Source organism: Actinotalea sp. JY-7885, from assembly GCF_014525465.1.
Taxonomy (GTDB): Bacteria; Actinomycetota; Actinomycetes; order Actinomycetales; family Cellulomonadaceae; genus Actinotalea.
In genome coordinates this window covers 28,486-39,216 of record NZ_JACEXH010000007.1, presented here as the reverse complement: position 1 = coordinate 39,216, position 10,731 = coordinate 28,486, and the positions used below count along the sequence as shown (strand labels likewise).

Here is a 10,731-nt window from a genome sequence, read left to right as displayed (position 1 = left end):
CGCGAGGGCGGCGCGCACGGCGTGGCCGAACGTGCGGGCGCCCCGGGCGCTGACCACGCGTACGACGGGGCCCACGCCGCCCTCGGGCGCGCGCAGGCGCCCCGCGACCGCCGCGACGTCGTCGTCCGGCTGGTCCGCGGGTGCGGCGTCCACCACGAGCACGCGCTGCGGCGCGCGCGTCTGCGCCCCGAGTGCCGCGAGGGTCTCCTCGAGGTACTCGGTGGTCCCGCGGGTCACGAGGACCGCCGTCACCTCGACGGTGCGGGACCGGGCCGGGGGCGCGGAGGGCTGGGGGTGAGCCTGGGTCATCGGGTCCTATCCTGCGCCACGCGAGCGGCGCAGGAGGTCAGGGGGCTCAGACGACGCGCTTCTTGAGCTTGCGTCGCTCGCGCTCGGACAGCCCGCCCCAGATGCCGAAGCGCTCGTCGTGCGCGAGGGCGTACTCGAGGCACTCGGCGCGCACCTCGCAGCTCGTGCAGACCTTCTTCGCCTCGCGGGTGGAACCGCCCTTCTCGGGGAAGAACGCCTCGGGGTCCGTCTGCGCGCAGAGGGCCCGCTCCTGCCAGCTCAGGACCGTCTCGTCGTCGGCGGCGCCGAAGAGCGGGAGGATCGCGGCCCCGTCGGTCGCGACCTCGACCGGCGGCTCGAGCCCGAGGTCGGTCGGGAACGGTGCGTCGTCATTGAGCAGGTTCCACATGTCCAGAGCCTCCGTGCCCGCGTCGGTGCCCCTCAGGCGTTCGCCCTGCGAGAAGTGCATTGGTGGAATTACACGCGTGTCGTGCCGCAGAGTCAAGCCGCGGGGTGGTAGGTCACGCGCCCGGCCCACCGCAATCCGGACATTCGGGCGGCCCGCGCCGATCCGCCGGGGGCGGCGGCCCGACCTAGGCTGACGCCCATGGCCTCCCCCGACGCGCACCCCCACGCGCCCGCCACCGTCGCCGACGTCCTGGCGCGCCTGCTGCGCGACCCCGGCCGGCCGCGGCTGACCTGGTACGGGCCGGACGGCGAGCGCGTCGAGCTGTCCGGGCACGTGCTCGACAACTGGGTCGCCAAGACCACGAACCTCCTGGTCGAGGAGCTCGACGCCGGCCCCGGGACGGTGGTGCTCCTCGACCTGCCCGTGCACTGGCGGACGGTCGTGTGGGCCCTGGCGACGTGGCGGGCGGGCGCCACCGTCCTCCTCGACCCGGGCGCACCCTCCTCGTCCCCGCGCCGGCCGGACGTGGTCGTGACCGACGCGCCGGACCGCTACCCCGACGCGGCCGAGCTCGTCGCCGTCGCGCTCCCCGCGCTCGCGCGCCGCTTCGACGGCGACCTGCCCACCCGGGCGCTGGACGCCGCGACGGCGGTCATGACGTACGGGGACGTGATCTCCTGGGCACCGCCGGTCGACCGCGACGAGCCGGCGCTCGGGGCCGCGGACCCGCTGGTGCCGCACGGCGCCCTCGTGGGCTGGGCGACCGCCTCCCCCGCGGCGGCCCGCAGCGCGGCGCCCGCGCCCCGGGCGCTGCTCACCCCGCCCGTGGGCGGACGCGTCACCGACGCGGTGCGGGACGTGCTCGGAGTCCTGGCGCTCGACGGCTCGGTGGTGCTCTGCGACCCGGCGGTGGGCGCCGAGCTCGCGGTCGACGGCGAGCGGCGCGAGCGGCTGGTGAGCGCGGAGCGGGTCACGAGCGAGGGCTGAGCCTCAGGGCACGTCCGCCTGGACGAGACGACCTCGACCGCGCGCCGACAGGGGGCCGTCGTGCGCGGGGACGAACGCGGCCTCGCCCGCACGCAGCATCAGGGAGCCGTCGGCCTGCGAGTCCAGGGTGACCTCGCCCTCGAGGCACACCAGGACGCGCGGTCCGCGGCCCGGCAGCCGGTGGTCGCGGCCGCTGGTCACGGTCGTCACCGAGAGCTCGAAGTCGTCGACCGGCGCGTAGAAGACCTTGGTCGTCTCGTAGAACACCTCGGGGGCGACGCGGATCGGCGGCGCGGCGACGTAGTCGACGTTCGCGAGCAGCTCGGGGATGTCGATGTGCTTGGCGGTCAGCCCCGCACGCAGCACGTTGTCCGAGTTGGCCATGATCTCGACGCCGAGCCCCTTGAGGTACGCGTGCACGCCGCCCGCGGGCACGAAGAGCGCGTCACCGGGCTCGAGGGTCACGGGGTTGAGCAGGAGCGACGTCACCGCACCCGGGTCCCCCGGGTACGCCTCGGCGAGCTGCACGACGGTACGGTCCGCGCGCGGCGACGGAGAGCCGTCCAGCAGCCGCAGCCGGCACGCGTCGGCCACGACCTGCACGTCGTCGGGGCTCGGGCGGACCGCGGGGTCCAGGAGTCCGCGGAACGCGGCGCGCATGCCCTCGTAGGTGGGAGAGGCCGTGAGCACCTCGTGCAGCGTCTTGGCGAGCGGCGCGTCGATGCCCGCCACCAGCTCGGCCGCCCGGCGCGGTGCGCGGAACCCGCACAGCGCCTCGAACCGCGTCAGCGCGTAGAGCAGCTCGGGCTTGTGGTTGCGGTCGCGGTAGTTGCGCGCCGGGTCGTCGACGGCGAGGCCGGCCGCCTCCTCCGCCTCGAAGCCGCGCGCGGCCCGCTCGAGGTTCGGGTGGACCTGGAGCGAGAGCGGCCCGTCGGGAGCGATGATCTTGAGCAGGTAGGGCAGCCTCGTGCCGAACCGGGCGACGACGCCTGGACCGAGCATGCGCTCCGGGTCCGCCGCGATCGCCGCGTCGAGCGGCTCCTGGCCCGTCGGCGCGTCGAGCAACGACGGGGTCGAGGCGTGCGCCCCGAACCACAGCTCGGCGATCGGGAGGTCCTGCGGCGGGTGGCCCAGCAGGCGCGGGATCGCGGCGTGGGACCCCCACGCGTAGTGGCGGACCCGCCCCCGAAGTCGCTGCACCACCCCACCCCCTCGACGCCTGACGGCCTGTCTGCGGACGGTGCGGACTGCACGCACTGCGGAGCCGCACCCCGTCGGTGCGGTCCGCACTCTAGCGAAGGGGCTCTCGGTGCGGACCACCCCCTGCCGATTCGCTCCGTCCCTGGCACGCTGGGGTGGTGCCTCCGGACGCCTCGCCGTCGCCGCTCGGCCGTGCACGCGCGCTCGCCGCGCGGACCTTCGCCGGGTCGGAGCGGGGCGTGCGCGCCGTCGAGGCCCTCGGCGCCCACACGCTGGCCGACCGGCTCGACAGCCGGCGCTCGGGCGGGGACATCGTCGCGCTGCGCCTGCCGGCCGGGGTGCACGACCTGCGCGCGCGGCGCGTCAAGGCGTTGCGCCGGCAGGGCGCCGACCAGTGCGTCGAGGCCTTCCACCAGGCGGGGTGGCGGGGCTACGAGCGCCCGCTGCCCGACGTCTTCCTGGCGGCCCTGCGCGCCGCACCCGGTGCCGTGCTCGACGTCGGCGCCAACACGGGGGTGTACTCGCTGATCGCGTCGACGGTGCACGGCGCGACGGTGCACGCCTTCGAGGCGTTCCCGCCGGTCGCGCGCCTCCTGCGGGAGAACCTCGCGCTGAACCCGACCTCGCGCCGGGTCACCGTCGTCGAGGCGGCCGTGACGGACTCCGAGGGCAGCATCGAGCTCTTCGTCCCGCCCCTGTCCGGGTTGGTGGAGACGAGCAGCTCGATCGACGCGGGCTTCAAGCCCGGCAGCGAGCCGATCGTCGTGCCGACGGTCGCGCTCGACGCCTACTGGCGCCGCCAGGGCTCGCCCACGGTGACGATCGTCAAGGTCGACGTCGAGGGCGCCGAGCACCGCGTGCTCGCGGGCGCCCACGCGGTGGTCGGGCGAGACCGCCCGGTCATGTTCCTCGAGGTCCTGCCCGGGGCCCACCTCGCCGACCTCGAGGCCTTCCGTGACCGGCACGACCTCGTGGACGTCCGCCTCGGCGCGACGGAGGCCGTCGTGGGCCAGGCCGTGGTGCACGACGGCCTCGCCTGGAACCACGCGTTCGTGCCGCAGGAGCGGCTCGCGGCGCTCCTGGCGCTCCTGCCGCGGCTCGGCCTGCGGGTCACGCACCCGCAGGGCTGAGCGGCGCGGCCCCGACCGCGTCGGCGCGGACCCGCATGCGGCACACTAGGGCCCCATGCGCGGAATCATCCTTGCCGGCGGGTCCGGTACCCGGCTCCATCCGATCACCCTCGGGGTCAGCAAGCAGCTGGTCCCCGTCTACGACAAGCCGATGATCTACTACCCGCTGTCGACGCTGATCCTGGCCGGCATCCGGGACGTCCTGGTCATCACGACGCCGCATGACGCAGAGCAGTTCCAGCGGCTGCTGGGCGACGGCTCGCAGTTCGGCATCTCGATCTCGTACACCGTCCAGGCCGTGCCCAACGGCCTCGCCCAGGCCTTCGTGCTCGGAGCGGACTTCGTCGGCGACGACAGCGCCGCCCTCGTCCTCGGCGACAACATCTTCTACGGTCCCGGCCTGGGGGCCACCCTGTCGCGCTTCGACAGCATCGACGGCGGCGCCGTGTTCGCGTACCGGGTCGCCGACCCGACCAGCTACGGGGTGGTCGAGTTCGACGCGGCCGGCCGGGCGCTGTCGCTCGAGGAGAAGCCGGCGCAGCCGCGCTCGAACTACGCGGTCCCCGGGCTGTACTTCTACGACAACGACGTCGTCGCCATCGCGCGGGACCTGGAGCCCTCCGCCCGCGGGGAGTACGAGATCACGGACGTGAACCGGCGCTACCTCGAGCAGGGTCGGCTCCAGGTCGAGGTGCTCCCGCGCGGGACCGCGTGGCTCGACACCGGCACGTTCGACTCGCTGCTCGAGGCGTCGGACTACGTCCGCACGATCGAGCACCGGCAGGGCCTGAAGATCGGCTCGCCCGAGGAGGTCGCCTGGCGCCGGGGCTTCCTGTCCGACGACGAGCTGCGCGTGCGTGGCGAGGCGCTGGTCAAGTCCGGTTACGGGAACTACCTGCTGGGGCTGCTGCAGCACGGACGGGACTGAGCTCGGGTCCCGGGCCGTCCGCATCGACGGCCCGGGGCGCCCCGCCCGCGAGCCACACCAGCACGGCGCCGACGGCGGCGGCAGCGAGCAACGACCCGACGAGCAGCAGGGAGGCGGGCACCGGCGGCAGCCACGGGTTGTCGACCGGGTCGAACCAGGGCGCCTCCGTGCCGGCGACGTAGCGGCGCAGGTTGGCCGCGAAGCTGACCACCTGCACGACGACGGTCGCCCCCACCACGAGGCGGACGACGTCGCGCGCGAGCCGCGGACGCAGGTCCGCGAGCCACCGGTCGCACAGGAGGCCGGCGACGATCGGCACGCCGACGGCGACCGCCTGGAGGTAGCGCCCCTGCCACGGCAGGCCGACGAACGGCGCCTGCGGGATCTGGAGCACGACCGGCGTGGCCACGACCACCACGACCAGGGCGACGAGCACCCAGCGGTCCCGACGGCGCGCGGCCGCCAGCGCGAGGATCAGCAGGAGCCCGAGGACCGCGGTGACCCAGGAGTAGACGAGGTCGGGCGGCCGGGTGTCCAGCCAGCCGAACCGGCCGATCAGGCCGTGGTAGTACGCCGTCGTCAGGCGGAGCACGGTGTTGAGCGCCGTGGGCGGGGTCAGCTCCGGGAAGCTGACGGTGTCGGCTCCCGCGACGCCGCCCGAGGTCAGCGTCCACCACACCGCGAATGCCGAGCCGACGACGCCGAGCCCGAGCCCGGGCCATGCCCGCCGGTCGCCGAGCGCCCCGGTGACGTTGCGCCAGGGCGCGAGCGCGACGACCGTCAGCACGATGAGGGCGAGGAACAAGGGCGACAAGGCCTTCGCGTTCACGAGGACCACCACGAGGAACCCGGCCCGCCACCACCGCCGCCGCACGAGCGCGGGGTCCGGGTGCCGCAAGGCGGCGAGGAGGGTCAGCCACAGCCCGAGACCGGCCGAGGCCTCCACGGCGTTCGGGTTCACGGAGCTGTTCATGAACACGACCATGGGCGTGATCGCCACCGCGGTACCGCCGACGACCCAGCGGTTGACGGGCATCTCCGCCACGGACCGGAGCCCCAGCGCGAGCAGCAACGAGGCGAAGGCCGCTCCCGCGAGCCGCATGAGGTAGAGCGTGTCGAGCGACGGCGGCAGAAGGGTCGGCAGCCCGACGACGAGGTAGTAGAGCGGGTTGTAGTTCCCGGCCGTCGTGACGGCGGTCTCCATCCGGTCGAGGTCGACCAGCTCCCCCTGCCAGCAGGTGGCGGGCTCCGACGACCGGAACGCGTAGCACCCCGGCATCTCGTGCGTCATCGCGTAGAGCCGCTGCACCTGCGCCTCGCGCACGCCGGGACGCGTCTCGACGCCCAGCGTGCCCTCGCGGACGAGCGCCGCGGCCTTGACGATGTGGCTCGGCTCGTCGGGTGCGGCGCCCATCGGGTTCCCGACCGCCCACAGGCCGGTGAGTGCGAGGAGCGCCGCCCACGCCGCCCAGAAGACCAGCCGCGGGTCGCGGCGCCGCACGCGCACGGAGACCCGGGCGCGCCACGTCGGCGTACCGGGCGCCCGCTCCCCGGACTCGGCGAGGGCCGCCTCAGTCATCGGTGCGGCCGTCATCGGTGCTCCCTGACGCCTCGCCGGTGCTCCGCGCGGGTGCGGTGCTCAGCGCCCCCATCGCCTCGTCGATGGCGAGGCGGCGGCTGAGGAGCGTGATCTGGGCCTCGAGCTCGCGGAAGCGGCGGTAGGTCGTGACCAGCGTCAGCAGGAACACGATGATCGTCCCGTACAGGAGCAGATCGGTCCCGCGGCCGACGCCGACGATCTGCGCGACCGCGTTCCACGCGTCGGGGAAGAGGACCGAGAGGACCGCCAGGACGGCGAAGCCCACCAGCGCGATGCGCCGCAGCGCGAGGTGGCGCGCCCCGCTGGGCGCGCGGAACCCGAGTGCGACGAAGACGCCGACGCCCAGCAGGAGGAGGACTTTGATCAGCACTGGGCCTACCTGTAGATGAGCTCGGTGAGGATGTTGACCGCGTTGAGCACCGACTGGCCCTTGGACCGCGAGTACTCCGTGTAGACGATGTGCACCGGGTGCTCGACCCACCGCAGCCCCGACCGGCCCAGCTGGTCGATGATCTCCGAGGCGTGCGCCATGCGGTTCTGCCGGATCCGCAGCGACGACGCCGCCCGTCGGTTGAGGGCACGCAGGCCGTTGTGCGTGTCGGTCAGGCGCACCCCGGTCGAGACGTTCGAGTACGCGATCGCGAGCCGCAGGACCGCCTTCTTGAGCGCGCCGGGCTGGGTGCGGGCGTCGAGGAACCGCGAGCCGAAGACGATGTCGGCCTCGTCCGCCCGCAGGCGCGCCACCATGGCCTCGGCGTCCTCCACCCGGTGCTGGCCGTCCGCGTCGAAGGTCACCAGGTACTCGACGCCGGGCAGCCGGAGCGCCACCTCGATCCCCGTCTGCAGCGCCGCCCCCTGGCCGAGGTTGATCGGGTGCTGGACCACGATCGCGCCGGCCTCGCGCGCCCGGTCCGCGGACCCGTCGGAGCTGCCGTCGTCGACCACGACGACCCGGGGGAACCTCACCCGGGCGGCGGCCACGACGTCGCGGATGACGGTGGCCTCGTTGTACAACGGGACCACCAGGCAGGCATCGGCGTTGTCCGCCACGAGGGGATGCTCCGGTTCCGTGGGGCCGTTCGACGGCAGGGCAGGCTGGACGGCAGGACGCGAGACGCGGGTCCGACCGGTCGGTCGCGCACGCGTCACTCCAGGGTACCGGCCCCGCGTAGAGTGCCCGACGTGGAGTCGCAGAACCACTACTACGGCCACAGCAGCGCCTTCGCCCGCTACGTCGGGCTCGACCGACCCCGGCACGTGCGAGGGCTCGTCCAGCACGGGTGGACGCCGGCCTCGCCGGTGACGACCCACTTCCGCGACTTCCCGACCATCGGCGCTCCGGGCGGTCCGCAGGACAGGTCGCTGTTCGTCTGGAGCCACGCGTCCCGCGCCTGGTCCCCCGACCGGGAGACGCGCCGGACGGTCGCCATCGGCGCCCCGTGGCTCTACCTGGTCGCCTCGACCGGCGCAGACGCGGCGGCGGGGGACGCCGGGCGACGCTCCGGCACGGTGATCATGCCCGTCCACGGCATCCCGACGCAGCGTCTGCACGGCGACCACGCCGCGATCGCGCAGGAGTGGGCACGGACCGTGGGGCCCTCGACCGTCTGCCTGTACCACCTGGAGGCCGACGACCCGCACGTGGTTGCGGCGTACCGGTCCGCCGGGCACCGGTGCGTCACGCTGGGCCAACGCACGGACCCGGCATTCCTCAGCCGGCTGCACACCCTGCTGACCTCCGCCGAACGGGTCGTCTCCAACCGCCTCTCGACGCCGCTGGTGTACGCAGCCGGCCTGGGGATCGACACCCTGGTCCACGGGGACGCGATGCGCCTCGACGGCGAGCAGCGCACCGCCGTGGAGGCGGTCGCCTCGACGTGGCCCGAGTTCCACGACCCGTCGGCCTCGCTCGAGGACCGGCGGCGTGTCGCGGCAGCGGAGCTCGGCGCCGCATCGATCCGTGAGCCGGCAGAGCTGCGCGAGATCCTCGGCTGGGACCGCACGTTCCGGGTCGGCCCGTGGTGGGACCACTGGGTGGGTGCGCCGGTGGACCGCGCGGTGACCAACCTCCGGCGGCGCTCGTCGGCGACGACGCCCCCGCCGGAGCGCGACGCCGCGGAGCCGGCGCCCCTGTCGGCCGCCGCCTGGCTGCGGGGCGCGGTCTCCTACCTGCCGCGCCCCCTGGGGCGCACGGTCGACCCGGGCCGCGTGGCGCCGCGGCCCGTCAGCTGACGGCGTCGGCCGAGCGGAGCAGCCCCGGCTCGACGAGGTGCACCGTCTCGACGGCGGCGAAGGGACGCAGCCCGGCTCGGGCCCAGGCCCGCTGCACGCGCACGTTGTGCACCTGCGTCGAGATGACCAGGCGCCGGGCACCGCGGTCCCGCGCGACGTCGACGCACGCGCGCAGGAGCCAGTCGTACAGGCGTCGCCCCTGAGCCTCGGGCACGAGACCCGCGAGCAGCACCTCCACCGCCGCGCCGGAGTCCTCGAGCGTGGCGGCGCCGATGGGCCGTCCGTCCTGGCGCAGGACGAGCACGTCCTCGGGGGCGGCCACGGCGGAGCGGACGGCCCAGTCCTCGTACCCGGCGAGCGCCGCGGCGCGGTCGAACAACGGGTTCGCGGCGTAGTGGTTCCCGTAGCCCGTGAACGACGCGCGCACGACATCGCGCAGCACCGACGCGACGTCGCCGAGCTCCGGGCTGTCCCCCGCCCGCACGTCGAGACCGTCGGGGGGCACGACGGCCTCCGTTGCCGTGCCCTCGACGGCCGTGTCCCAGTAGGTGAGGGCCCCGGCGGGCAGGACGACGCGGCGTCCCTGCGCGAGGACCGCGCCGACGTCGAGCCGCGCGGCGTCGTACCGCACGACGAGGACGTCGGCCGGGCGGTCGTCGAGACGCGCGGCGAGGGCGGGGTCGATCGGGCCGGTGCCGATGGTCACGCGGTCGACCGCGAGCCCGAAGCGCTCGCTCTCCACCGCGCTGGACCGGACGGTGACGCCGACCTGGTCGAGGTCGACCCAGGCCATCAGACCCGCACCGGGACGAACGTGCGGACCGCGGTGACCACACGCTCGACCTCCGAGTCGCTCATACCCGGCCACAACGGCAGGCGCACGAGCCGGGCGGCGAAGGAGTCCGTCTCGGGGCACCCCTCGTGGGTCCGACCGAACCGCCGGCCCGCCTCGCTCGAGTGCAGCGGGATGTAGTGGAACGTCGCCCCGACGCCGAGTGAGCGCAGGTGCGCGAGCAGGTCGTCGCGCATGGACGGCGTCGGCGTGAGGAGGTAGAAGACGTGCGCCGGGTGGTCGGCCGCGGGGGGCGGTGACATGAGCTCGCTGCCGGTCTCCTGCGCCCAGGTCACGAGGGTGCTCGCGTAGGCGTCCCAGATGCGGTGCCGCGCGGCCTGGATCTCGTCGAAGGCCTCGAGCTGCGCCGCGAGCACCGCGACGGTGATCTCGCTCGGGAGGTAGCTCGAGCCGCGGTCGATCCAGCTGTACTTGTCGACCTCGCCGCGGAGGAACTTGGACCGGTCGGTGCCCTTCTCGCGCAGGATCTCCGCCCGGCCCCGCAGGGTCTCGTCGTTGATCAGCAGCGCGCCGCCCTCACCGCACTGGATGTTCTTGGTCGCGTGGAAGCTCTGCGCGGCCAGCACGCCGAACGTGCCGCACGAGCGGCCGCCCCACCGTGCGCCGAGGCCGTGGGCGTTGTCCTCGACGAGCGCGACGCCGGCGCGCTCGGTCACGGCGGTCAGCCGGTCCATGTCGGGCGCCACCCCGCCGTAGTGCACGACGTAGACGGCCTTCGTCCGCGGCGTGAGCGCGCGCTCCGCGGCGTCGACATCGAGGCTCCCCGTGCGCGGGTCGATGTCGACGAAGACGGGCGTGGCACCCGTCATGACGACGGACGCCGCAGTGGTGGAGAACGTGAAGCTCGGTACCACCACCTCGTCGCCGGGGCCGAGCTCGAGCAGCCAGCTCGCCAGCTCCAGGGCGTGCGTACCGGACCCGGTCAGCAGGGCCGAGCCGCTGCGCGCGATCCGCTGCAACGCGGCGCTCGCGACCTCCGTGAAGGGACCGTCCCCGTGGGTGTGGCCGGTACGGAGCACCTCCTCGACGTACTGCGTCTCGCGGGGGGCGCGGAAGGGCTTGGAGAAGGGGATCCACGGCGCGGTCACGGGGTCCAGGGTAGGG

General features: G+C 74.5%; 12 protein-coding genes. 4 read left to right on the top strand and 8 right to left on the bottom strand.

What is annotated here, in order from left to right:
- Positions 1–309 (bottom strand): glycosyltransferase family 2 protein (locus tag IDM29_RS01760; protein ID WP_375372393.1); only part of this gene is annotated, 309 nt, incomplete at its 3' end.
- 46 nt (positions 310–355) lie between these two features.
- The gene (locus tag IDM29_RS01755) at positions 356–697 is read right to left on the bottom strand and encodes a WhiB family transcriptional regulator (protein ID WP_182114236.1); all 342 of its coding nucleotides are present in this window, start codon (positions 695–697) and stop codon (positions 356–358) included.
- A 198-nt stretch (positions 698–895) separates the two neighbouring features.
- Here IDM29_RS01755 and IDM29_RS01750 point away from each other — a divergent pair, with 198 nt between their 5' ends.
- Positions 896–1,684, top strand: coding sequence for a TIGR03089 family protein (locus IDM29_RS01750; RefSeq protein WP_188037129.1), 789 nt, complete (start codon positions 896–898; stop codon positions 1,682–1,684).
- Between the two features lie 3 nt (positions 1,685–1,687).
- On the opposite strand, the gene manA is transcribed toward IDM29_RS01750, so the two are convergent.
- Entirely contained in the window at positions 1,688–2,884 is a 1,197-nt protein-coding gene (manA, locus tag IDM29_RS01745; protein ID WP_188037128.1) for a mannose-6-phosphate isomerase, class I, read from the bottom strand.
- A 158-nt stretch (positions 2,885–3,042) separates the two neighbouring features.
- Between manA and IDM29_RS01740 the strand changes: the two genes are divergently transcribed.
- Complete coding sequence (locus IDM29_RS01740) at positions 3,043–4,014, top strand: FkbM family methyltransferase (RefSeq protein ID WP_182111745.1); 972 nt, start codon at positions 3,043–3,045, stop codon at positions 4,012–4,014.
- Between the two features lie 55 nt (positions 4,015–4,069).
- On the top strand, positions 4,070–4,942 hold the full coding sequence (gene rfbA, locus IDM29_RS01735; RefSeq protein WP_182111746.1) for a glucose-1-phosphate thymidylyltransferase RfbA: 873 nt from the start codon (positions 4,070–4,072) through the stop codon (positions 4,940–4,942).
- Here rfbA and IDM29_RS01730 read toward each other — a convergent pair.
- The 3 genes from IDM29_RS01730 to IDM29_RS01720 are packed head-to-tail and all read right to left on the bottom strand — an operon-like array spanning position 4,887 to position 7,592.
- Positions 4,887–6,536, bottom strand: coding sequence for a DUF2142 domain-containing protein (locus IDM29_RS01730; protein ID WP_188037127.1), 1,650 nt, complete (start codon positions 6,534–6,536; stop codon positions 4,887–4,889). The two genes, rfbA and IDM29_RS01730, sit on opposite strands and share 56 nt — an antisense overlap.
- Entirely contained in the window at positions 6,514–6,912 is a 399-nt protein-coding gene (locus tag IDM29_RS01725; protein WP_182111748.1) for a DUF2304 domain-containing protein, read from the bottom strand. Before IDM29_RS01725 ends, IDM29_RS01730 begins: the two co-directional genes overlap by 23 nt.
- Positions 6,913–6,917: 5 nt before the next feature.
- Positions 6,918–7,592 (bottom strand): glycosyltransferase family 2 protein, encoded by a 675-nt coding sequence (locus tag IDM29_RS01720; protein ID WP_255491589.1) that lies wholly within the window; start codon positions 7,590–7,592, stop codon positions 6,918–6,920.
- Positions 7,593–7,724: 132 nt separating this feature from the next.
- Between IDM29_RS01720 and IDM29_RS01715 the strand changes: the two genes are divergently transcribed.
- Positions 7,725–8,774, top strand: coding sequence for a hypothetical protein (locus IDM29_RS01715; RefSeq protein ID WP_182111749.1), 1,050 nt, complete (start codon positions 7,725–7,727; stop codon positions 8,772–8,774).
- Here the strand turns inward: IDM29_RS01715 and IDM29_RS01710 are convergent.
- Entirely contained in the window at positions 8,767–9,567 is an 801-nt protein-coding gene (locus IDM29_RS01710; protein WP_188037126.1) for a GNAT family N-acetyltransferase, read from the bottom strand. The two genes, IDM29_RS01715 and IDM29_RS01710, sit on opposite strands and share 8 nt — an antisense overlap.
- Complete coding sequence (rffA, locus tag IDM29_RS01705; protein WP_182111751.1) at positions 9,567–10,715, bottom strand: dTDP-4-amino-4,6-dideoxygalactose transaminase; 1,149 nt, start codon at positions 10,713–10,715, stop codon at positions 9,567–9,569. The genes IDM29_RS01710 and rffA overlap by 1 nt, the downstream gene beginning before the upstream one ends.
- Positions 10,716–10,731: the final 16 nt, after the last annotated feature.

Excerpts from the sequence above, each read along its gene's own strand:
- IDM29_RS01730 (WP_188037127.1), bottom strand. The coding sequence starts at position 6,536 with ATGACGGCCGCACCGATGACTGAGGCGGCCCTCGCCGAGTCCGGGGAG.
- IDM29_RS01750 (WP_188037129.1), top strand. The coding sequence starts at position 896 with ATGGCCTCCCCCGACGCGCACCCCCACGCGCCCGCCACCGTCGCCGAC.
- rfbA (WP_182111746.1), top strand. The coding sequence starts at position 4,070 with ATGCGCGGAATCATCCTTGCCGGCGGGTCCGGTACCCGGCTCCATCCG.
- IDM29_RS01755 (WP_182114236.1), bottom strand. The coding sequence starts at position 697 with ATGTGGAACCTGCTCAATGACGACGCACCGTTCCCGACCGACCTCGGG.
- IDM29_RS01710 (WP_188037126.1), bottom strand. The coding sequence starts at position 9,567 with ATGGCCTGGGTCGACCTCGACCAGGTCGGCGTCACCGTCCGGTCCAGC.